Genomic DNA, 24,230 nt, shown 5'->3' with positions numbered 1-24,230 from the left:
GTGGCAGTTATTCAAATTCGTGAATATTATATTGCTTAAACTGTAATGGGATTGGTTCTTCATTTAAAATAGCTTCTACCACCTCTTTGGCTTGATTGTAGCGATCCAAATAACTTGGAGATTCAATTTTAATATAAGGAATATGGTGTTTTTCTAGTAGTTTTTTCAGTAGGTGTTGAAACTGTTGACGCTGTTTTTTCGATCCTAAACTGCGTAAACCATCGGCTACCCATTTTGTATTGTTAGAAAGTAAAATCGTCACATCAAAAGGATATTCGCGGATCATTGAATCCAGAAACGGGTGAGCCTTCCCTTCATACTGAATACAGAACGCTTGAGTTGTGATGTAATCGGTATCAATAATAGCCACTTTATGAGCATGTTTCATGGCATAATCAACGTAGCGTTGATGTCCAAGTACCATTTGCGGATAGTCGGAATATTGCATTGCTTGTTCATTGCCGCCAAGTTGCTCAAACACAAACTCGCGCCCATATTCCCAAGCAGAGGTAGTGTTAAATACATTCGCTAATTTGCTCACCAACACTGATTTACCACTGCTTTCACCACCTAAAATCGCAATAGTTTTAACAAAGAAAGGACGAACTTCTTTCGGAATAAAGCGCCAGTATTGAAAAGGATTATTACGAATTTGTGTTGCTGAAATATTAAAGGATTCACGAGTAGGATCGACAAGTTGAACTTCTAGATGCAAATATTTTTCATAAGGTTCTTTATCTTGAATTTCACTACTAAAAACAATAGTAGGATTAATGCTTTTTTCTTCAAATAGCGCTTTAACACGACCAGACCAATCTTCCCAGCCATTTGGATAGCTCGGAATACCGTCTTCAACTAAATGGTGAATAAAGATCTGTTTTTGTTGGTATTTAAAAATTTGCTGTACCCAGCGTAGCCGATCTTCATTTGTCGGCATTCGTTTCATTTTACTTTCCTGGAAAAGACGTAAATCCCGTTCAGAATCGGTACAAACAATAACATGTAAAACATCTACTTTACTAAATGCTTCATAGATCATATTAATATGACCTGTGTGAATAGGATAGAATTTGCCAAAAATAACCCCGGAACGCTGGTTGCTATCTTCTACGATATCTAAAACGGAATGCAAGGCTTTAAGCTTATTGGCGCTTGGATTTTTGATTTTTCCGCTTACTAACTGATTAAAATAAGCTCGGGTTACCCCAGCTTGTTCACAAATATCATTCACTTTGAGTTTAAGCTGTTTGCGCTTTTGTTGAAGATAAGCAAAATCTGTCATAATGATTCCCTCGATTTTTTGATGATTATCATATAGTAAAATGTAGCATTTGAATATATTTTTATTGTATAAATAGCAGTTTTATAGCATATCTTTGCTTTAATAATTAGCTACACGACCACTTTCAGCACTAAAAAAATATAACAGATTGAATTTTTTTCCTTTTTTGTAGATTTCTCGTTATAATCACAGCAATTTTCACTTATAAAATGGTTTATCTTTTATGCAACTTATTCGAGGTTTCCACAATTTAGACAAACACATCGCTTTAAATCAAGGCTGTGTTCTCTCTATCGGGAATTTCGATGGTGTGCATCTTGGGCATCAAAATATTTTGGCTCGTCTTTGTGATAGAGCTTTAGATTTAGGATTGCCCTCAGTTGTGATGTTATTTGAGCCACAACCTCGAGAGTTTTTTGCAAAAAAAAGTGGAAATTCAACTGCTTGTAACCCGCCCGCCCGCTTAATGCGCCTGCGAGATAAGCTAAAATATTTGGAAGAAGCCGGTGTGGATTTTGTGCTATGCGTGCGTTTTAGTGAAAAATTTGCTCAAATTTCGGCAGACGATTTCATCAGCGATTTGCTCGCTAAAAGACTGAAAGTACGCTATTTAAGTGTAGGCGATGATTTTCGCTTTGGGGCAAAACGGGCGGGCAGTTTTGAAACTTTACGCAATGCCGGCTTAAAATATCGCTTTGCGGTGGAAGAAAGCCATACCCATAGCTTAAACGAAGAAAGAATTAGCAGCTCATTAGTGCGAGAAGCCTTACAAAACAATGAGTTAGATTTGGCAGAGAAATTACTCGGCAAGCCTTATTCGATTCTGGGACGCGTTGCACACGGTAATAAACTCGGCAGAACCATTGGTTTTCCTACCGCAAATATTATGCTCAATCGTTTGGTTACGCCGATTCAAGAGGTATTTGTGGTAAAAGTGAAGACCAAACAGGGCAGTTTTAACGGAATCGCCAATGTCGGCAACCGCCCGACCATTAACGGTACTAAGCCGTTATTAGAAGTGCATATTTTTGATTTCAATGCCTCTATTTACGGTGAGGCGATTGAAGTGATCTTTTTAAAAAAATTACGCAATGAAATAAAATTTCCCGACTTTGAAGCACTAAAAGCCCAGATTGAGAAAGATCGCTTGCAAGCGGTTGAATTTTTTAAGGAATTTGCAAGGTGAGCCTTTCTAGTTTCCAGCCCCAGAGGGGCTGAGCTATGCTTAACCTAGTACGGCTATGCCGTGCTAGGCATAAAACAGATAATTTTAACGAGAAATAAAAAAATGACTATTGACTACAAAAACACCTTAAACTTGCCTGAAACAGGCTTTCCTATGCGTGGGGATCTCGCGAAACGTGAACCCGATATGTTAAAAAATTGGTATGACAAAAATTTATACCAAAAAATTCGTACTGCCTCGAAAGGCAAGAAAACCTTTATTTTGCATGATGGTCCTCCGTATGCTAACGGTAATATTCACTTAGGTCACGCAGTGAATAAAATTTTAAAAGATATGATTTTGAAATCGAAAACCGCATTAGGTTTCGATACCCCTTATGTGCCGGGCTGGGACTGTCACGGTTTGCCGATTGAGCTGAAAGTAGAAGGGATTGTTGGTAAACCAAATGAGAAAATTTCGGCTGCCGAGTTTCGCCAAGCGTGCCGTGACTATGCGAAAGAACAAGTAGAAGGTCAGAAAGCCGATTTTATCCGTATGGGTATTTTAGGTGATTGGGATAACCCATACCTAACAATGAATTTTAACACTGAGGCGAATATTATTCGCACGCTCGGCAAAGTGATTGCGAACGGGCATTTATACAAAGGTTCAAAACCGGTACATTGGTGCTTAGATTGTGGATCTTCGTTAGCGGAAGCTGAAGTGGAATATGAAGATAAAGTTTCTCCCTCTATTTATGTGCGTTTTAATGCTGTGGACGTAAATGCGGTAGAAGAAAAATTCAACGCACAGGGTAAAGGTAGAGGGGCATTATCTGCGGTTATTTGGACAACTACCCCTTGGACTATTCCGTCTAACCGTGCGATTGCGATCAACCCTGAATTAGACTATGCCTTAGTCCAATTAGGTGATGAGCGTGTGTTACTAGCGGTCGATTTAGTCGAAGATGTTGCAAAAGCAGCAGGCGTTGAATCTGCTGAGATTTTAGCAACCACCAAAGGCGAAAACTTAGAATTATTACGCTTTAACCACCCATTCTATGATTACAGCGTGCCATTTATTTTTGGCGACCACGTTACCACAGACGGTGGTACAGGGTTAGTGCATACTGCACCGGATCACGGTGCGGACGACTTCGTGGTCGCTCGCAAATATAACATTGAAATGGCAGGGCTAATTTCCAATGACGGTAAATTCAAAGCAGACACCCCGTTCTTTGCCGGCTTAGGTGTGTTTGAATCCAACGATAAAGTAGTCGAAAAATTACAAGAAGTGGGAGCATTATTAAAATTATCCCGCATCAAGCATAGTTATCCGCACTGTTGGAGACACAAAACCCCGATTATCTTCCGTGCTACCCCACAATGGTTTATCGGAATGGAAACCCAAGGCTTACGCCAGCAAGCACTAGGAGAAATCAAATCGGTGCGTTGGATCCCAAGCTGGGGTGAAGCTCGTATTGATACGATGGTGGCAAACCGCCCAGACTGGTGTATTTCACGCCAACGTACTTGGGGCGTGCCAATGGCGATGTTTGTGCATAATGAAACCGAAGAATTACATCCTCGCACTTTAGAATTAATTGAAGAAGTGGCGAAACGTGTAGAAGAAAAAGGCATTCAAGCGTGGTGGGATTTAGATCCTGCGGAATTGCTCGGTGAAGAAGCCAAAGATTACCGCAAAGTGCCGGATACCTTAGACGTGTGGTTTGATTCAGGATCGACCTATGCCTCTGTTGTAGAACAACGCCCTGAATTTAACGGCAATTTAGCGGATATGTATTTAGAAGGTTCAGACCAACATCGTGGTTGGTTTATGTCATCTTTAATGCTTTCCACTGCTACTAACGGCAAAGCACCATACAAACAAGTGCTAACTCACGGTTTTACCGTAGATGAGAAAGGCAGAAAAATGTCCAAATCGCTTGGCAACGTAATTGTGCCAAGTGAAGTGTGGAACAAAAACGGTGCAGATATTTTACGCTTATGGGTTGCCTCCACCGACTATACCGGTGAGATTACCGTTTCGCACAATATTTTAAACAGTGCCGGGGAATCATACCGCCGTATTCGTAACACAGCCCGTTTCTTATTGGCGAACTTGAACGGTTTCGATCCAAAAAGTGATTTAGTTCAACCGCAAGAGATGATCGCCTTAGACCGCTGGGCGGTGGCTTGTGCTTTAGAGGCTCAAAACGACATCAAAGAAGCCTATGATAACTACCAATTCCACACGGTAGTACAGCGTTTAATGCGTTTCTGCTCGATTGAAATGGGGTCTTTCTACTTAGATATTATCAAAGACCGCCAATACACCACCAAAGCCGACAGCCTTGCCCGCCGTAGCTGCCAAACAGCGTTATGGCATATTGCAGAAGCGTTAGTACGTTGGATTGCACCGATTTTATCCTTCACAGCCGATGAAATTTGGGGCTACTTACCGCAGGTGGAAGGCAGAAGTGAATTTGTCTTTACCGAAGAATTCTACACCGGATTATTCGGCTTAACCGAGCAAGATAAATTAGATGATGCTTACTGGCAACAAATCTTAAAAGTGCGTGCGGAAGTCAACCGTGTGCTGGAACAAGCCCGTAAAGACAAAGTAATTGGTGCTGGCTTAGAAGCCAAGGTGACGGTATTCGCCAATGATGAAATTCGCCCGTTATTAGAACAACTTGGCAATGAATTACGCTTTGTGCTGATTACCTCACAAGCGATTGTTAAACCACTGGCGGAAGCAGATATTGCGGAAGGCGAATTAGCCGGACTCGCAGTAAAAGTGGAAAATGCAGATGGTGAGAAATGCCCTCGTTGCTGGCATTATGCTACCGACATCGGCTCGCACTCTGGCCACGAAGAAGTTTGCGGACGTTGTGTGGAAAACGTAGCCGGCGAAGGCGAAAAACGCTTGTTTGCTTAAAATGTAATTCAATTCATCTTTCTAAGGCAGAGGAAACTCTGCCTTAGCTTTTCCAGCGATAGATAGACACTCAGTTTAAAATTTGCAAAAATTTTCGGAAAAATAACCGCTTGTATTGATGTAAATGATGAAAATAATCGCTTTTCTTTTTATTTTTCTCTCCGTTTTTTCTCACACTGCTTTGGCTAATTCTATGGCTGAACAATGTGTCGCGTTAAAATCTAACTCGCCGGAAAAAACGGCTATTTATAAAGCTGAATGGGTTGAGAAATCTGCTGAGTTGCCGGCTTACTGTTTAGTACAAGGTGAAATTGGAAAACGGGTGGGGGTGGATAATGTTCCTTACGGTATTCAATTTGAGCTACGTTTACCCGAACAATGGAATGAAAAATTCTTATTTCAGGGGGCGGGCGGTGTAGGTGGGGTGATTTTCCCTGCCATTGGTAAGCTCTATCCGCACGGGGCGAGTGGTGCAAATGGCTTAAACAGAGGCTATGCAGTAGTGAGTAACGACAGTGGTCACGCCACTCGAGATTTAGTGTTTACCGCAGATCCCGAAGCTCGCTCAAATTATGCCTATGCCTCTATCGGCAAAGTGACCACGGTTGCCAAGCAGTTGATTGCCGAATTTTACCGAAAACCGAGCAAGCACAATTACATTATGGGCTGCTCGAATGGTGGTCGTGAGGCGATGATGGCGGCAATGCGTTATCCACAGGAATTTGACGGTGTGATTGCAGGCAGCCCCGGCTTTCGGGTTTCCCGTTCAGTCTTGGCGGAAGTATGGGATAATCGAGCCTTGTTGGCAGTTGCTCCGAAGAATGGTGATGGCGACAAAATTTTATCCCAAGCCCTCACTCAACAAGATTTAGATGTGATTGCCAATGGTGTATTAACACGTTGCGATAAGTTAGACGGCTTAGCAGACGGTTTAATTAATGCGTGGGAACAGTGTGATTTCCAGCCGGAAATGGTGGCAAAGCAACTGGGGCAGAAAAAAGTCGCTTTAATCAAAACGATTTTCGAGGGGGCGAAAAACAGTCGAGGCGAGCTGATTTATAGCCCTTGGGCGTATGATTCCGGCATTAACGCTAAAGGCTGGCGGGATTGGAAATTAGGTGATAGCCAAACCGCTCAGCCCAACAGCATTAGTTTTAAAATGGGATTGAAAAGTTTGACCCATTACTATTTAGCCCCCAGAGTGCCGAGCCGAGATCCACTCAGCGTAGATTTGGATCAAGCCAGCGAACAAGTGAAAGCGGTAGGGAGCATTCACGATGCAGATCAAGTTGATTTATCCGCTTTTAAGCAGAACGGTGGCAAAATGCTGATTTATCAAGGCGTTTCAGACCCGATTTTTTCGGCAGTTGATCTCAAAAATTGGTATCAAAGCCTACAACAAGCGGTCGAAAATCCGCAACATTTTGCAAAATTGTTTTTCGTGTCGGCAATGAACCATTGTGGGCGAGGGGCAACGGTGAATGATTTTGATATGCTCACTGCCCTTGAAAATTGGGTTGAGAAAGGACTGGAGCCGGAAAGTATTGCCGCCAAAGCCGGTGAGCTTTACCCTAATAAAGCCAAGCAGATCCCGCTTTGTGCTTATCCGAAAGTCGCAATTTATCAAACCGGAGAAGATCCTAATCGTTTGACCAGCTATCAATGCCGTTAAGCGAAAATCGCTTTATTGGCGATTTCAGTGTAAAATAGCAGGCAACGATTGAAAATTTTGGAATCAATGATGTTAATTTTGAACAAACAACGTAAAGCTGAATACCTATTGAAAAGCCTGCCATACTTACCACAAGTGGCAGAGCAGGTTCAGTTTCTCGCCTCGAGCAAAGCGTTTAAACAACAAATTTTACAGCTGATTCAAACGGCAAAAAAGCGTATTTATATAACCGCTCTTTACTTTGAAAAAGATGAAGCCGGGCAGGAAGTATTAGCTGCTTTATATCAAGCGAAGCGAAATAATCCTGAACTGGAAATTAACATTTTGGTTGATTGGCACCGAGCCCAACGTGGGCGTATTGGTGAGGCAGAGAATTTATCTAACGCCGACTGGTATGCAAAAGTTAAATACGAACAAGGTTTACCGGCAGGGCAAGAGATTGCCTTTTACGGTGTGTCGATTAACGGACGAGAAGTGTTTGGTGTATTGCATTTGAAAGGCTTCGTATTTGACGATACGATTTTGTATAGCGGAGCAAGCATTAATAATGTGTATTTGCATCAATTTGAACGTTACCGTTATGACCGTTACCACGTCATTGAAAATAAAGTTCTTGCCGATAGCTGGGTGACGTTTATTCAACAGCATCTTTTAACCAATGAAGCGGTAAAACGTTTAGATACGGAAAATCGCCCGAAAACGGCTGAAATTCGTGCGCAAATTAAGCATTTCCGCAAACAATTAAGTCGGGAAGCGTATTTATTTAACGGTGTTGCTGAAAATGGTCGCTTAGCGGTTTCTCCTTTAGTAGGCTTAGGGCGACGTAAGAATCAGTTAAATAAAGTGATTGAAGCGTTGTTTTATCAAACTGAGCAGAAATTAACGATTTGCACTCCGTATTTTAATTTTCCGCATTCTCTGAGAACCCGTATTGAATGGCTATTGGCAAACGGCAAATCGGTTGAAATTATTGTGGGGGATAAAACCGCTAATGATTTCTACACCAAGCCGGACGAAAAATTCACGATGGCATCGGCTCTGCCTTATTTGTATGAAAAGAACTTACGAGCCTTTGCAAAACGGTTGGACGGTTATGTACAAAATAAACAGTTAACCATTCGCTTATGGAAAGATGGCGAAAACAGCTACCACTTAAAAGGGGTTTGGGTGGATAACCGCTATATTTTGCTGACCGGCAATAACCTTAACCCAAGAGCGTGGCGGTTAGATGCCGAAAATGCAATTTTAATTTCCGATCCTCAACATCAATTAAGTGAAAAAGCAGAAACGGAGTTAAACCAAATTTGCCAACATACGCAGATTTTAACTCACTACAGTGATTTGGAAGTTTTAACCGATTACCCTGAAAATGTGCGTAAATTGCTGAAAAAATTCGGCAGGGTTAAGTTGGATAAAATTGTGAAGATGTTGCTTTAGTTAGGTATTTATATGGGCGAGCTGATGGGTTCGCCCAATTATTAAGGATAAAATATGAGCGAACAAATTTATGGCATTCACGCAGTGAAAGCCTTTTGGGATAATGCACCTGAGCGTTTAATTGAAGTGCTGGTGCTAAAAGGGCGTGAAGATAAACGCTTAATGCCACTATTAAATGAATTACAACGTTTAGGGGTGGCAATTCAACAAGTGAACCGCCAAACCTTAGATAACAAATCGCAAGGTGAAGTGCATCAAGGGATTATTGCCAGAGTCGTGCCACAAAAAGAGCTGAATGAACACGATTTAGAGGCGATCTTAAGCCAAAAGAAAAATCCACTCTTGTTGATTTTAGATGGCGTGACCGACCCTCACAACCTAGGGGCTTGTTTGCGTACCGCTGATGCGGCAGGGGTTGATGCGGTTATTGTGCCGAAAGATAAATCTGCTCAGCTTACACCAACCGCTCGCAAAGTCGCCTGTGGGGCAGCGGAAGTGATGCCACTGATTCGAGTTACCAATCTGGCTCGCACAATGCGAGATTTACAAGAACGGCATAATGTCTGGATTGTCGGCACGGCAGGTGAGGCGGAATCGGGCATTTATGAAGCAAAATTAACCGGCTCGATTGCGTTAGTTATGGGGGCAGAAGGTGACGGAATGCGTCGCCTTACCCGTGAGCATTGCGACCAGCTTATCAGCATTCCAATGGCGGGCTCAGTATCTTCTTTGAATGTCTCAGTTGCAACCGGGGTCTGTCTGTTTGAAATTGTACGGCAGAAGCTGGCTGGGCAATAAGGAATAAGTAAGAAAAATGCGAAGAACTGATGTCTTCGCATTTTTGTTTTTAGAGCCGCAAAAAATCTCAGAAATTGAACCGCTTGTTAGCCCACATACTCTTCCAAATTAATCACTTTATCGCACGATTTCTCAATTAGATAAGGATCGTGACTGACCAAAATCAGACTGCAATTTCTCGCTCGGCACTGGTTGATCAGCAATTCTATCGTTTCTTGTTGTGTGATTGGGTCAAGCCGAGAAGTGACTTCATCGGCAAACAGTAGTACCGGTTCTAAGAGCAAGGCTCGCAAAATTGCTACTCGTTGTAGCTCGCCGCCGGAGACATTTTCCGCATTGCGTTGCAAAATTTCTGGGTTGAGCGAAAGTTGTTGCAGTAAACTTGGAATCGGCAGTCGATCTAATTGGTGCTTGTTAATCACATCATCAAGCAAGGTTTTTAGACTGACATTCGGAGCAAAGGCTTCCGGTGGGTCTTGGTAAAGCTTCAACACTTGGTGTTTTTTATGGCTGTGGCTGTGCCACACAACTTCGCCCGATTTCGGCTTAAGCAAACCACAAAGTACATCGGCAAGCGAGCTTTTGCCAATCCCACTATGCCCGACAATCCCAAGCACTTCGCCTTTGTGTAAGTCAAAGGAAAGGTTGCTAAACAGCGTTTTCTTACCACGGGCAATACTCAAATTTTTAACCGAAACAAGCGGTTGTTTTTGGCTTAAATTTTGCAGATCTTGCAATGGTTGCCAATGTTTTGGATCGGCACTGATAAGTGCTTTGGTGTAAGGGTGTTGTGGGTTATTTAACAACGCTTTTGCCTCACCTTGCTCCAACAGTTCGCCTTTTTTCATCACTAAAATAGTGCCACCGAGTTGCTCGGCAACTTCAATATCGTGAGTAATGGTGAGCAAGCCTCCGCCGTTTTGGTAGGCGGATTTTAACAGTTCAATCACTTTGCCTTTACTGGTTGGGTCAAGCCCTTTGGTCGGCTCATCGGCAAGTAAAATTTTGCCACCGGCGGCAGTTGCAATCGCAAAAGAGGCACGTTGAGCCATTCCACCGGAAAGCTGGTGTGGGTAGTTTTCAACCGATTCGCCCAGCCCAAGTTTGGCTAAATAGGCTTTGCTTTCCGTTTTGGCTTGAGATGATGGTTTGCCTGCCACATAGTGAAAACTTTCCCACAACTGCTTGCCGATTGCCATAATCGGATTAAGCGAGCGGCGAGGCTCTTGTGGCAGCATTACCAAGGTTTTACCCCACAATGTTTGCAAGCGGTCGGATTCGGTGGAAATTTTGCAATTTTTTACCGAAATTTCACCGCTTGCGATTAAGCCGTCGGGTAACGCCCCCATAATCGCTTGAATCAGCAGGCTTTTGCCTGAGCCGGTTTCGCCTAAGATAGTAATATTTTTTCCTGCCTTTAATTGTAGGCTAATCGGTTCGACCAGCTGTAATCTGTTTTCGGTTTCAACAGATAGGTTTTGGATATTGAGTAATTTCATCTTCATTTTATTACTGTAGGGGCGGGCCCTGTGCCCGCCCATAAATATAATAAGAATTTTGGGCAGGCACAGGACCTGCCCCTACGCATTATTTAATTTTTCTAGACAATAATTGTAAGCTGAGTACCATTAAGAAAACGGCAACCACTGGTTGCAAAAATATCAGCGGTGCTTCGTAGTAGTAAGGGAATAGTTCGGTCATCATCAAGCCTAATTCTGCTGTAGGCGGGCGAAGCCCTACGCTGACAAAGCCAAGTGTGGCGAGAGCTAAAATCGCATTGCCGAGCGAGAATGCCGATAAAGTGGCAATCATCGGTAATAAACGGGGCAATAAGTGGCGTTTGAAGCTATAAAACCAGCCCATTCCCATTAGGCGTGAGGCTTGAATTTCCGAGCTGTTTGCCATTGTTGAGCTGATAGAGCGGATCACACGGAAAAATTCCACCCACATTACCAATGAAATCCCTAAATAGAGCGTCCAAAATGAGCCGGGAGAAAGGGCGGCAAAGAGCAATACTAAAAGTAAGCCGGGGAGTGCCATCACTAGATCACAAATAAAGCTGAAAATGCGGTCAATCCAGCCACCGAAAAAGCCTGCCATAATGCCGGTAATTAAGCCTGCAATTAAGGCACAAATCACGCTAAACAGTGATAAGCCAAACGAAAGACGAATAGCAGAGGCAAGACGGGCAAGCATATCCCGCCCGAGATGATCGGTGCCGAACCAAGCGATTTCATTTGGATTGGAAAGGATATTGGTTAAATCTTGAAAGCCAATATCCATCGGGTAAAAATAAGGCTGTAAAAAGGCAAATCCCAACATTGCAAGGAGAATAGTGCCGCCTAAGTATTGTGAAATTGAAATTTTCATCTTGATGTCCTATCGCTTAATTCGTGGGTCAATCCAAGCACTTAATAGATCGGCAATGGTGTTTAATACAACAAACAATCCGCCCATCACGAGCGTTGTACCTTGAATCATCGGCACATCACGGGCAATGATGGCGTGAACCAGTGCGTGTCCGCTGCCGGGCCAAGCAAATAGGCTTTCGACCACCACAACGCCTTCAATTAAATAAACTAATTGTACTGCGTGGTAGGCAATGACCGGCACGGCAATATTCGGCAAACCGTGACGTAAAAAGGTATGCCAACGGCTTAAGCCTTTTAATTGTGAAAATTGGTAAAATTCTGAGCCTTTTACCTGAACCATTGCAGAACGGGTGACTCGTACCGAAACCGTACTCAAGCCAATCGCAAGCGTTAAGGCAGGCAAGATAAAATGTTGCCAACTGCCGTATCCGCCGGCAGGTAGCCATTTTAGTTGAGCGGAAAACAGCGTAATCAAGCCAATCGCAATAATAAATGCCGGCACGGAGCGAAACAGGGTACTGAATACCAGTGTCAAGCGGTCAAAAAAGCCGTTTGGCTTACGGGCGGCTAACAAACCGAGCGGAGGCCCGATAAGGATTGCTAAGATAAGTGCCACAATCGCAAGGCTTAAGGTATGCCCGAATTGGTGCTGAATTTCAGACCAGACCGGATCACCGGTCACCAATGATTTGCCTAAATTAAATTGAGCCAAGTCACTTAGCCAGCTGAAGTAGCTTTGCCACCAAGGTTGGTCTAATCCCAGCTCGGCACGCACAGCCTCAGCAGCAGCACTATCTGCTTGATCATAACCATAGCGGCTGGCAGCAATGCGGTATGCCATATCACCCGAAAGTTGGCGGGTGAGGATAAATGTGAGTGTGCCAACCGACCAAATCACCAGTAGAATTTGGATAAGACGGCGGAAGAGAATTTTGTGCATTGTATTATTTCATTTATTAAAAAGATGATTTTATGCGTTCTGATCCCCCTCTTTAGCAAAGAGGGGAAGGGAAGATTTGGCAGAAGAAATAAGCGGAGAAAATAGGTGAAAAATGAGAAAAAACGATAATTCTGTCACTATTTATTCACCTAAGAGCGCAAATTACTACTGAAAAATCCTACCTTCCCTTTTCTAAAGCGAGGAGTATTTTGAATTAAACTACTTACTTAATAACTCCAAAAAGAAGCGTCTTTCAAATGGATCTAGCGTCACATTTTTCACTTCTTTATGTGCCACCACATTTTGTTGGTAATAAACCACTGGAATGATTGGCAACTCATTGTAAATAATTTTGCTAACCGTTTGCTTTAATGCTTTCGCTTTTTGCGGGTCACGCTCGGTTTCGAGCGATTTGACTGCATTGTCTACCTCAGTATTTTGCCAATTCATTACCCCCCAATCACTGCCACCATTGGCGAAGTCGGAGGCAATTACGCCATATGGATCTAAGGTTTTGCCATAATTTAAGGCATAAAGAGCCATTTCTAAACTGCCGTCTTGATGCCCCGCCGGAATTTCGCTGAAATTACCCACCGAAACATTCACTTCCACGCCAATTTGTTTCCATTGAGCTTGTAAGATAGTAGCAATCACCGGTAATTCAGGACGATCTGAGAAGGTGCGCATGGTAAAGCTAAACGGTTTGCCGTCTTTGGTTAAGCGACCTTGTTCATCAAAGGTATAGCCGGAAGCGGTCAGATTTTGTTTAATTTTTGCAATATCGACCACTTGTTCTGCGGTATCAACACGCCAGTCGGCAAAGGCTTTCGGTAAAATTTGATCGGCAGCTCCGTTCTCAATTTTTAAGACCTGCTCAGCAATCGCCTTGCGATTAATCGCTTGCGATAAGGCTTGGCGAATCGCTAAGTCGTTAAAAAACGGCTTTGCCACGTCCATTTTCAACTGAATAGTACGGGCAATAGATCCGCTGACTAATTGCAGGTTAGGATCGGCTTTCAGCCTTGCTACACTGGCGGTATCTAAATTAAATACCAGTGATGACGGCTCGCTTTGTGCCATTAACATACGGGTTTCGCTACGGCTGCTGGCTAAATAATTGGCTTGCTGAACTTGCGGTTTTTTGCCCCAATAGCCCTCAAATTGCACCGCTTCCAATTTCTGCGGAGCTTCAATTTTTGTGGGTTTAAACGCACCTGTACCGATAATTTGGGTCACTTCGCCTTTTTCATTATAGCTTTCAGGTGCCAAAATTAAGGCGGTGTAGTGTGTTAAAAAGGAAGGAAACGGCACAAAAGCTTTAGTTAGCTCAATTTCCACTTTGTTATCTACCGCTCGAATTTCCTTGATAAAGGCTTTTGCTAACACACCCGGTTTGCTTTTTGCGATATTCAAACTATTTACCACTGCTTGTGCGGTAAGTACTTGATCGTTATGGAATTTTACCCCTTCACGCAAGGTAAAACGCCAGATTGTTCCCTCTTCGTTACTGCGCCAGTCAGTGGCCAATGCCGGAATTAAATTCCCGTTAAGATCAGCTTCGACCAATGTTTCCGCTAAGTTCATACGCTGGAAAATTACGCCTGATTGATTCGGGTCAAGGCTATTGATTTCCCATGGGGCAACCACGGTTGCAAGCGGTAATATTTCCGCATTTTTTTGCGATTGAGTATTCTCTACTTGCGGTTTTTCTGCGGTTGCTTGAGTGCTGTTCTTATCATCGCAAGCAGAAACACAGAACGCAGCGACAGTTAATGGAATCAACCATTTTTTCATTTTATTTTCTCCATAAAAAAATCAGGGCTATGAATATTGGCGAACTTTAGCATATTTCCATAAAAAAAGTAGAGTTTTCTGCGAGGGTATTTTTGAGTGGTTAATTAATAGGCAGAATAATCTCAAGATAAGGATTGTTGATAGGGGAATATTTAGGTTATTTGAGGAACAGAATGCCTAGTATTGTAAAATTCGGAAAAAAATTGACCGCTTGTGCTTTATTTGTAGGGGCGAAAGATTTTTCGCCCCTATTGGTTTTAGTGCTCTCTCGTTTTAAAGAACTGTACGTCAGGGTAACGTTCTTGGGCGAGGTTTAAGTTCACCATTGTCGGAGCAATGTAGGTGAGGTTGTCTCCGCCGTCTAGGGCAAGGTTTGCCTCGTTTTTGCGTTTGAACTCTTCAAATTTTTTGGCATCTTTGCCTTCGACCCAACGGGCTGTGGCAACGTTTACGGTTTCATAAATTGCCTCTACACCGTATTCGGTTTTCAGCCGTGAAACCACCACATCAAACTGTAGCACCCCAACCGCTCCCACGATCAAATCGTTGTTGATTAACGGACGGAATACTTGCACCGCACCCTCTTCGGAAAGTTGTACCAAGCCTTTGAGCAGTTGTTTCTGTTTGAGCGGATCACGCAGGCGGATTCGGCGGAACAGCTCAGGGGCGAAGTTCGGAATACCGGTGAATTTGAAATTTTCGCCTTGGGTGAAAGTATCACCAATTTGGATCGTGCCGTGATTGTGCAAGCCGATAATATCGCCGGCGTAGGCTTCTTCGGCTTGTGAACGGTCGCCCGCCATAAAGGTTAAGGCATCGGAGATCACCACATCTTTGCCGATACGGACGTGTTTAAGCTTCATTCCTTTTTCATATTTACCTGAAACGACACGCATAAAAGCAACTCGATCTCGGTGTTTCGGATCCATATTCGCTTGAATTTTAAATACGAAACCGCTGAATTTTTCCTCGCTTGGTGAAACTTCACGTTCGTCCGATTGACGGGCTTGTGGTGCCGGTGCCCATTCGGTTAAACCGTCAAGGAAATGATTGACCCCGAAGTTACCCAGTGCAGTGCCAAAGAAAACCGGTGTCAGCTCGCCTTTGATAAATTCGGCGTGATCGAATTCGTGCGAAGCGCCTTGTACCAGCTCTAATTCATCACGCAACTGCTGGGCTAAATCATCGCCAACGGCTTGATCCAGTTCCGGATTATTTAAGCCTTTAACCACTCGTACTTCTTGAATGGTATGACCTTGTCCGGTTTGGTATAAGTAGGTTTCGTCCTTGTAAAGGTGATATACCCCTTTAAACAATTTTCCGCAACCAATCGGCCAAGTGATCGGCGCACATTTGATTTTCAGCACGCTTTCCACTTCATCTAACAGCTCCATCGGGTCACGAATATCACGGTCTAGCTTGTTCATAAAGGTTAGGATTGGCGTATCACGCAAGCGGGTCACTTCCATTAATTTAATGGTGCGTTCCTCAACCCCTTTTGCCGAGTCGATAACCATTAAGCAGCTATCTACCGCAGTCAAAGTACGATAAGTATCTTCCGAGAAGTCTTCGTGCCCCGGTGTATCGAGTAAGTTTACCAAGCAATCATTGTACGGGAACTGCATCACGGAGGTGGTAATCGAAATTCCACGTTGTTTTTCCATCTCCATCCAGTCGGATTTAGCGTGTTGTGCCGAGCCTTTGCCTTTTACCGAGCCGGCAGTTTGGATTGCATTTCCGTAGAGCAATACTTTTTCGGTAATGGTGGTTTTACCCGCATCGGGGTGGGAAATAATCGCAAAGGTGCGACGTTTATTAACTTCTTGTGGGTATGACATTTTTCTCAACCAATTAAAATAAAAAGGGCGGAAAGTCCGCCAAAAAATTAAGCGTTATTTTCGCTGATTTGAGGCGAGAGGGCAAGCGGTTAAATTTGGCGGAAATTTTGCAAAATCGGCTAGATTTGCAAAAATTTTGTAAAAATCGACCGCTTGCTTTGGCACAATTTTGGAAACAGGGTAGAATAACCAGCTTTGACTTTATTATCGATGTATTATCGATGAATCTATTATGATGAAAAAATTTATTCCTGTTATGATTGCGGCTCTGGTGTTAAGCGCCTGTTCCTCCCAGCCGGCAAAAAGGAAAAGCACACCACGGATTAAAGCAACCGCTGCTTATATTCCAACCGAAAATTCCGCTTATGTGGTGTTTGACTTAAACCAAAAGAAATTTTTGGAAGGTAAGAATTTCAATTTAGTTCGCCCGATTGCTTCGGTCACAAAATTAATGACAGCAGTCGTTTTCTTAGAAGAAAACCGCTATGGGGCGAGTTGCCAAACCCAAATTTTGCCGTCAGATGCTGATTTCTTAAAAGGCACGACCAGCCCATTGCCGAAAAATCTTAACATTGCCTGTAGTGAATTGTTAAAAGCGATGCTAGTTCGCTCCGATAACTATGCCGCTCACGCCCTTGCCCACGCAACACATTTGAATAAAGCCCAATTTTTGGCTCGAATGAACAGCAAAGCCCGTGAAATCGGTATGACTCAAACCTACTTTGGCGATAGCTCAGGCTTATCTTCGGATAATGTTTCAACGGTGGTTGATCTTGCTAAATTGGCAGGCTATGCGGCAAGTAAGCCTGAAATTCAGCAATTGTCTAATTCGCCATTAGTGAGTGTTTATGCAGGTGGTCGTTATTTCTCTATGAAAAACACCAACAGTATGGTTCGTTCCCAATCCTATCAGGCATTAGTGAGTAAGACAGGTTATACCCGTGAGGCGGGTTATAATCTTGCCTTTATTGCTAAAGGGGATTGCAGAGGCAAGCGAATTGGTGTGGTTAGTTTAAACAATGATAACGCTGCTTCACGCACCGATTTCACTGAATCGATGTTAGCGAAGTATCAATGCGTACCAAATCCGTATAGACAATATGATTAATGGTTGCCTTGAGAAAATAGCGGTTTTTCTCTAAAATACTGCCTTTTAAATTAAATGAATTGAGACAAGATTGTGTCAGAAATTAAATTAATTGTCGGGCTGGCGAACCCGGGGGTAAAATATGAAGAAACCCGCCATAATGCAGGCGAGTGGCTGATTAACGAACTTGCCCGAATATATAACGTTAGCCTAAAAGAAGAGCCGAAATATTTTGGCAAAGTAGCAAAAATTAATACCGCTCAAGGCGAAGTCCGTTTATTAGTGCCGACTACTTTTATGAATTTAAGTGGTAAAGCAGTGGGAGCGTTAGCCAATTTTTATCGGATTAAACCGGAAGAAATTTTGGTCGCTCACGATGAATTGGATTTACCACCCGGTTCGGTGAAATTGAAAAAAGGCGGCGGACACGGTGGTCATAACGGCTTGAAAGATATTATTGCCGCCCTTGGCAATAATAAAGAGTTTTACCGTGTGCGAATTGGTATTGGACACCCGGGGCATAAAGACTTAGTGGCGAATTATGTGCTGGGCAAGCCTTCACCAAGCGATCAGACATTACTGAATAGTGCGGTTGATGAAGCCGCACGTTGCGTAGAAGTTTTATTTAAAGACGGAATGGTTAAGGCAACTAACCGTTTAAATAGTTTTAAAGCAAATTAAAACTCTCTCCCTTGTGGGAGAGAGACCGAAAAATACTTCGTTCAGAAGTATTTTTCAGAGAGAGGGGAGCGGTCATATTTGAGGAAATTATTGCAATTTCGCCCTCTCCCTCATTTTCGCTTCTGAACGAAGCTCAAATTTATCCCTCTCCCGCAAGGGGAGAGGGGAATTCTAAGGAACAAAAAATGGGATTTAAATGTGGTATTGTGGGTTTACCAAATGTCGGTAAATCGACCCTTTTCAATGCATTAACTAAAGCAGGTATTGAGGCAGCAAACTATCCGTTCTGTACGATTGAGCCAAATACCGGTGTGGTACCAATGCCTGACCCTCGCTTAGATGCGTTGGCGGAAATTGTGAAACCTGAGCGAGTGTTACCAACTACAATGGAATTTGTGGATATTGCCGGCTTAGTGGCAGGTGCAAGCAAAGGCGAAGGTTTAGGTAATAAATTCTTAGCCAATATTCGTGAAACTGATGCGATTGGCCACGTTGTGCGTTGTTTTGAAAATGATGACATCGTTCACGTTGCGGGGAAAATTGACCCAGCTGATGATATTGAAATCATCAATACCGAATTGGCACTTGCCGATTTAGACAGTTGCGAGCGTGCCATTCAGCGTTTACAAAAACGTGCGAAAGGTGGCGATAAAGACGCAAAATTTGAATTATCGATTATGGAAAAAATCCTACCTGTGCTTGAAAATGCCGGTATGATTCGTTCGGTAGATTTAGATAAGGATGAACTGCACGCTATTAAGGGCTACAACTTCTTAACTTTAAAACCGACAATGTATATTGCCAACGTGAACGAAGACGGTTTTGAAAATAACCCTTATCTTGACCGTGTGCGTGAAATTGCCGAAAAAGAAGGGGCGGTGGTTGTACCGGTGTGTGCAGCGATTGAATCGGAAATTGCCGAGCTTGATGACGAAGAAAAAGTGGAATTTCTACAAGATTTAGGCATTGAAGAGCCGGGCTTAAACCGTGTTATTCGTGCAGGCTACCGTTTACTTAACTTACAAACCTACTTTACCGCAGGGGTAAAAGAAGTGCGTGCGTGGACGGTTTCGGTAGGTGCAACCGCTCCAAAAGCAGCAGCCGTGATTCACACTGACTTTGAGAAAGGCTTTATTCGTGCGGAAGTAATTGCTTACCAAGACTTCATAGACAATAAAGGTGAAGCCGGTGCAAAAGAAGCGGGTAAATGGCGTTTGGAAGGTAAAGATTATATTGTTCAAGACGGCGATGTAATGCACTTCCGTTTCAATGTTTAATTTGCAAATTTTTGCCTAAAAAAGACCGCTTGTTGATCTGTGATCTGCAAGCGGCCTTTTTTTGTTAATTAATTGCATATTGCTCGATTCGGTAAAAATGTCTTAAATAGGGCTAACTATTAAGTATTAAATGAAAATAAATATGGCTCTTTTTTAACCATACAATCATTAAAAATGCGAGTTAGATCACAAAATTGTAACAACCTAGTTACATTAGTTTTTTTTTAAGAGTACAATTCGCACCTATCCGACCAGTTAGGTCATTTTATAATCATATAAAGAGGTGCAGTATGGCTCTATTCCTGAGCGTATTTCCAATTGTTTTGCTCATTTATTTAATGGTAAAACGTAACGCGTTACCGTCTTATGTGGCTTTACCACTTACGGCGTTATTAATTTTTGTGCTTCAGCTTACCTATTTTGGTAATGATACCACGTTAATCTTTGCCAATATTATTGCCGGTTTAGGTGATGTATTAACCCCAATTACCGTTATTTTCGGGGCGATTTTATTTAACCGTTTCTCTGAAGTTTCAGGTGCAACCAACACTATGCGTAAATGGTTAGGGACAATTAACCCGAATCCGGTGGCACAGTTGATGATTATCGGTTGGGCATTTGCATTTATGATTGAAGGCGCATCAGGTTTCGGTACGCCGGCGGCAATTGCAGCTCCAATTCTGGTTGGTTTAGGCTTTAAACCGTTACAAGTGGCAATGTTAGCCTTAGTAATGAACTCTGTGCCGGTGTCATTTGGTGCGGTTGGCACACCAACTTGGTTTGGTATGGGACCATTATTAAAAGATGGTTTACTAACCGATGCACAAGTGCTTGAAATTGGTTCTATTACTGCACTGATCCACTCTATTGCTGCGTTTATTATTCCAGTTATGGCATTGCGTTTAATTGTGAGCTGGAAAGAAATTCGTCAAAATATCGTGTTTATTTATATCAGCATTTTTGCCTGTGTCATTCCTTACTTCATTATTGCTCAATTTAACTACGAATTCCCATCATTAGTTGCCGGGGCGATTGGTTTATTGGTGTCAGTCTGGGTAGCAAATATGGGTATTGGTTTAGCGAAAAGCGAGAACCACCTTGACGGCGATAAAGCGACCTTTGGTGAAGTGGCAAAAGCATTATTACCAACAGGGTTACTGATCTTCATTTTGGTAATCACCCGTATTCAGCAACTTCCATTAAAAGCAATGCTAAATGATGCAACAGCTTGGATTGTCAGTTCGCTTGGTTTCGCTAACTTTGAAATTAGCCAAGGCTTAATTTTTGCACTGAAAAATATTTTAGGTACGAATGTAGCAACTAGCTATAAATTACTGTATGTTCCTGCGTTGATTCCATTTGTTGTGACCGTATTAATTTGCTTACCGATTTTCTCGGTATCAGGTAAAAATACTCAAGAGATTTTTGGCACTTCATTTAAACAAGTGAAAAAACCATTCTTAGCACTTTTAGGTGCCATTGTGATGGTAAAATTAATGTTAATTGGTGGTGTAGACTCAATGGTTCAGATCATTGGTAAAAACTTCGCAGAATTTACCGGTCAATCTTGGACATTATTTGCCTCGTTCTTAGGTGCAATTGGTGCGTTCTTCTCAGGGTCAAATACGGTATCTAACTTAACCTTCGGAACAGTACAATATGCAACGGCACAGCAAGTCGGGTTATCTGTTACCTTAATTCTTGCATTGCAATCAGTTGGTGGTGCAATGGGGAATATGGTGTGTATTAACAACATCGTGGCTGTGTGTTCTGTTACCGGCATTGAGAAACAAGAAGGCAATATTATTAAGAAAACAGCCGTGCCAATGTTCGTGTATGGCGTTATTGCTGCGATTTCGGCATTGTTTATAGTACCTATGTTCTATAACCTATAATAAGTTAATAATCAGCTTACTTGATTTAGAAAGGAAGCGGTGAGATTTAGCAAATTTTTTGCAAATCCACCTCTTCCTTTCGCCGTCTTAGAACGGCATTTTTTGAGTTTAATTCTTATTTATATTTACTGTGGGAGTTCTTTATGAACGTTAATTTTTACGTAACCTGCATTGCAGATGTAATGAAAGCAGGGGTTGCAAAAAATACCGTGCTTTTATTGGAAAAATTAGGTTGTAAAATCACTTTCTTAGAAAAACAAGGTTGCTGTGGACAACCTGCGATCAACAGCGGTTACACTAAGCAAGCTTTAGCAGGTATGAAAAACTTGGTTGAAACCTTTGAAGCTAATGATTACCCGATTGTCGCCCCGGCAGGTTCTTGTGTATATGCGATCAAAACCTATCCGGATCATTTTGAACGCTTTGGCGAAAAAGAATGGGCAGAACGTGCGAAGAAAGTGGCTGATCGTTTCTATGATTTAACCGATTTTATTGTGAACAAACTGGGCGTGAAAGATGTTGGGGCTTATTTACCGGGCAAAGCAGTTTATCACCCGTCTTGCAGCTTATTCCGTAAGCTGGGGATTAAAGATGAGCCTATTGCTTTATTACAGCACGTTAAAGGGTTAGAGTTATTACCAATCAAAAACCAAGAAACTTGCTGTGGTTTTGGTGGCACATTCTCGGTCAAAATGGCAGAAATTTCCGGCGAGATGGTAAAAGAGAAAGTCGCAAATGTAGATACCGATGAGCCGGATTATTTAATCGGGGCAGATGTAAGCTGCTTGATGAACATTGGCGGTCGTTTAAGCCGTGAAGGTAAGCCAATCAAAGTGATGCACATTGCCGAAGTGTTAATGCAGGGAGGAAAATAAGATGTCTTATTTACAAACTAACACCCTGCCGTTTAAACAACGTGTTGAGCAGCAAGTTAATAACGAGATTGTGCGTAAAGCCTTAGTTAAGGCTCAGGAAACAATCGGTGCAAACCGTCAGCGTATGGTGGATGAGCTGGGCAACTGGGAAGAGTGGCGTGATGATGCGAAAGCAATTCGTAACCACGTTTTAGCCAATTTAGACGCTTATCTCTACCAATTAAGCGAAAAAGTCACCCAAAACGGCGGACACGTTTTCTTTGCCGAAACCGCCGAAGAAGCCACTGATTACATCAAAAACGTGGCGAAAGCTAAAAATGCGAAGAAAATCGTAAAATCGAAGTCGATGGTAACCGAAGAGATTGGGATGAACCACGTTTTAGAAGCAGAAGGCATTAAAGTGGTTGAAACCGATTTGGGCGAATATTTATTGCAAATTGTGGGCGATAAACCTTCTCATATTGTTGTACCTGCAATCCACAAAGATCGCCACAGAATCCGCCAAGAAATGCACGATGTGCTAGGTTATCAAGGTTCGGAAACACCTGAAGAGATGACTGCATTCGTCCGCCAAAAAATCCGTGAAGATTTCTTAGAGGCAGACATCGGTATTTCAGGCTGTAACTTTGCGGTGCCGGAAACCGGCTCGGTTTGTTTAGTGACCAACGAAGGTAATCTGCGTATGGCAACAACTGTGCCGAAAACGCATATTGCAGTAATGGGTATGGAACGTATCGCCCCAACCTTTAAAGAGGTTGATGTATTAATTACCATGCTGGCTCGCAGTGCGGTAGGGGCAAAACTCACCGCTTACAACACTTGGCTGACAGGTCCTAGACTTGAAGGCGAAACCGATGGTCCGGAAGAGTTCCACTTGGTCATTGTCGATAACGGTCGTTCTAAAATCTTAGAAAGCGAATTCCAAGAAGTGTTGCGTTGTATCCGCTGTGGTGCATGTTTGAACACTTGCCCGGCGTATCGCCAAATTGGCGGTCACGGCTATGGTTCAATCTATCCGGGCCCGATTGGTTCAGTTATTTCGCCATTGCTCGGTGGCTACGAAGAGTTTAAAGAATTGCCGTATGCTTGCTCACTTTGTACCGCTTGTAACAGTGTTTGTCCAGTGAAAATTCCACTGGCACAGCTTATCTTAAAACACCGTGAGAAAATTGCGGATGCCGGCTTAACGCCAATGGCAGAACGCTTGTCTATTTTTGGCTTTAACTTCGCTAACTCACACCCAACCCTTTGGAAAGTCGGCGTAAAAGTGGGGGCGAAAGTGGCAAGCAAATTGATTAAAAACGGCAAAGCACCGGTGAATTTTGGGGCGTTAGGTGAATGGACGAAAGCCCGTGATTTACCGACTGCCGAAGGCGAAAGTTTCCGTGAATGGTTTAATAACAGAGGATAAGAAAATGGATTTACAAAATCGTGAAAATTTCTTAAATAAATTGGCACAGCGTATGGGCAGACCACGCCAAAATGTGCCTGAGCCAATTCCTGTGTTGGAAAACAACCACGCGATTACCCGTTTAACCGATCGCCCTCAACCACAACTTTGCCAAGAGTTTATCGATTTTGCCCGAGTGATGATGGCAGATGTAGTAGAGGCAAAAGAGGCGGATTTACCACAAGCCATTATTGATATTTGTGAAAAATATGGCGGGGCGAGTGTGATCGTGAATAACGATCAACGTTTAAAAGATCTTGGGATTACCGCAGCCATTCAAGCAAAATACGAAGACAGCTATGTGTGGGATTTCAACCAAGCTGAAACCAACTTTGAAAAAGCCAGAACTGCTAATATCGGTGTGGTTTACGGTGAATATGGCTTGGCAGAGTCTGGCGGTATTGTACTGTTTTCCGATAAAGAATTTGGGCGTTCAGTGAGCTTATTGCCCGAAAAATCGGTGGTTGTGTTACGCAAAAGTACAGTGTTACCTCGTGTGGCACAGCTTGCACAAATTCTGCACGAAAAAGCCCAACGAGGTGAAAGAATGCCATCTTGTGTGAATATCATCTCAGGCCCATCGGCGACTGCGGATATTGAGTTGATTAAAGTAGTTGGCGTTCACGGCCCGGTAAATAAAATTTACTTGGTAATTGACGATCTCTAATTGCAAAAAATCCACTGAAAGTAACCGCTTGTAGATAGAAATTTACAAGCGGTTATATTT

At 42.9% G+C, this 24,230-nt stretch carries 18 protein-coding genes; 12 read left to right on the top strand and 6 right to left on the bottom strand.

Going from position 1 to position 24,230, the window contains the following annotated elements; all coding sequences use genetic code 11:
- Positions 1-7 precede the first annotated feature (7 nt).
- Positions 8-1,282 (bottom strand): multifunctional transcriptional regulator/nicotinamide-nucleotide adenylyltransferase/ribosylnicotinamide kinase NadR, encoded by a 1,275-nt coding sequence (nadR, locus tag EDC41_RS02135; protein WP_006252297.1) that lies wholly within the window; start codon positions 1,280-1,282, stop codon positions 8-10.
- Positions 1,283-1,505: 223 nt separating this feature from the next.
- On the opposite strand from nadR, the gene ribF reads away from it, so the two are divergent.
- From ribF to rlmB, 5 genes are all read left to right on the top strand, one after another.
- Positions 1,506-2,468 carry a bifunctional riboflavin kinase/FAD synthetase gene (ribF, locus tag EDC41_RS02130; RefSeq protein WP_006252298.1) on the top strand — a complete coding sequence of 321 codons (963 nt, stop codon included), beginning with the start codon at positions 1,506-1,508 and terminating at the stop codon, positions 2,466-2,468.
- Positions 2,469-2,570: 102 nt separating this feature from the next.
- Positions 2,571-5,387, top strand: a complete 2,817-nt coding sequence (gene ileS / locus EDC41_RS02125) for an isoleucine--tRNA ligase (RefSeq protein WP_006252299.1) — start codon at positions 2,571-2,573, stop codon at positions 5,385-5,387.
- Between the two features lie 193 nt (positions 5,388-5,580).
- Complete coding sequence (locus EDC41_RS02115; RefSeq protein WP_020831097.1) at positions 5,581-7,059, top strand: tannase/feruloyl esterase family alpha/beta hydrolase; 1,479 nt, start codon at positions 5,581-5,583, stop codon at positions 7,057-7,059.
- 69 nt (positions 7,060-7,128) lie between these two features.
- Positions 7,129-8,496: a CDP-diacylglycerol--serine O-phosphatidyltransferase gene (gene pssA / locus EDC41_RS02110; RefSeq protein WP_006249886.1), complete on the top strand. Its 1,368-nt coding sequence runs from the start codon at positions 7,129-7,131 to the stop codon at positions 8,494-8,496.
- A 54-nt stretch (positions 8,497-8,550) separates the two neighbouring features.
- A complete protein-coding gene (gene rlmB / locus EDC41_RS02105; protein ID WP_006252302.1) occupies positions 8,551-9,294 on the top strand; it encodes a 23S rRNA (guanosine(2251)-2'-O)-methyltransferase RlmB in 744 nt (247 codons plus the stop codon).
- Positions 9,295-9,380: 86 nt separating this feature from the next.
- Here the strand turns inward: rlmB and EDC41_RS02100 are convergent, their stop codons facing one another.
- From EDC41_RS02100 to prfC, 5 genes are all read right to left on the bottom strand, one after another.
- Positions 9,381-10,793: an ABC transporter ATP-binding protein gene (locus tag EDC41_RS02100; protein WP_020831098.1), complete on the bottom strand. Its 1,413-nt coding sequence runs from the start codon at positions 10,791-10,793 to the stop codon at positions 9,381-9,383.
- Positions 10,794-10,881: 88 nt separating this feature from the next.
- Positions 10,882-11,664: an ABC transporter permease gene (locus EDC41_RS02095; RefSeq protein WP_006249882.1), complete on the bottom strand. Its 783-nt coding sequence runs from the start codon at positions 11,662-11,664 to the stop codon at positions 10,882-10,884.
- Positions 11,665-11,673: 9 nt separating this feature from the next.
- Entirely contained in the window at positions 11,674-12,606 is a 933-nt protein-coding gene (locus tag EDC41_RS02090) for an ABC transporter permease (RefSeq protein ID WP_006252304.1), read from the bottom strand.
- Between the two features lie 219 nt (positions 12,607-12,825).
- Positions 12,826-14,400: an ABC transporter substrate-binding protein gene (locus EDC41_RS02085; RefSeq protein WP_006252305.1), complete on the bottom strand. Its 1,575-nt coding sequence runs from the start codon at positions 14,398-14,400 to the stop codon at positions 12,826-12,828.
- A 257-nt stretch (positions 14,401-14,657) separates the two neighbouring features.
- Entirely contained in the window at positions 14,658-16,238 is a 1,581-nt protein-coding gene (gene prfC / locus EDC41_RS02080) for a peptide chain release factor 3 (RefSeq protein ID WP_006252306.1), read from the bottom strand.
- Positions 16,239-16,470: 232 nt separating this feature from the next.
- Here prfC and EDC41_RS02075 point away from each other — a divergent pair, with 232 nt between their 5' ends.
- From EDC41_RS02075 to EDC41_RS02045, 7 genes are all read left to right on the top strand, one after another.
- Entirely contained in the window at positions 16,471-17,346 is an 876-nt protein-coding gene (locus EDC41_RS02075; protein WP_006249877.1) for a D-alanyl-D-alanine carboxypeptidase family protein, read from the top strand.
- 72 nt (positions 17,347-17,418) lie between these two features.
- Complete coding sequence (pth, locus tag EDC41_RS02070; RefSeq protein WP_006249876.1) at positions 17,419-18,006, top strand: aminoacyl-tRNA hydrolase; 588 nt, start codon at positions 17,419-17,421, stop codon at positions 18,004-18,006.
- Between the two features lie 185 nt (positions 18,007-18,191).
- Positions 18,192-19,283, top strand: coding sequence for a redox-regulated ATPase YchF (gene ychF / locus EDC41_RS02065; protein ID WP_006249875.1), 1,092 nt, complete (start codon positions 18,192-18,194; stop codon positions 19,281-19,283).
- 290 nt (positions 19,284-19,573) lie between these two features.
- Positions 19,574-21,178: an L-lactate permease gene (locus EDC41_RS02060; protein WP_006250460.1), complete on the top strand. Its 1,605-nt coding sequence runs from the start codon at positions 19,574-19,576 to the stop codon at positions 21,176-21,178.
- 143 nt (positions 21,179-21,321) lie between these two features.
- Entirely contained in the window at positions 21,322-22,053 is a 732-nt protein-coding gene (locus EDC41_RS02055; protein WP_006249312.1) for a (Fe-S)-binding protein, read from the top strand.
- 1 nt (position 22,054) lies between these two features.
- Positions 22,055-23,464, top strand: coding sequence for a LutB/LldF family L-lactate oxidation iron-sulfur protein (locus tag EDC41_RS02050; RefSeq protein ID WP_006249313.1), 1,410 nt, complete (start codon positions 22,055-22,057; stop codon positions 23,462-23,464).
- Positions 23,465-23,468: 4 nt separating this feature from the next.
- Entirely contained in the window at positions 23,469-24,170 is a 702-nt protein-coding gene (locus tag EDC41_RS02045; RefSeq protein ID WP_006249314.1) for a LutC/YkgG family protein, read from the top strand.
- The last annotated feature ends 60 nt before the right edge of the window (positions 24,171-24,230 follow it).

Origin of the sequence: Mannheimia haemolytica, from assembly GCF_004342115.1 — a bacterium.
Taxonomy (GTDB): Bacteria; Pseudomonadota; Gammaproteobacteria; order Enterobacterales; family Pasteurellaceae; genus Mannheimia; species Mannheimia haemolytica.
The sequence above is the reverse complement of the archived record's forward strand: the minus strand, read 5'-3'. Positions and strand labels throughout refer to the sequence as shown.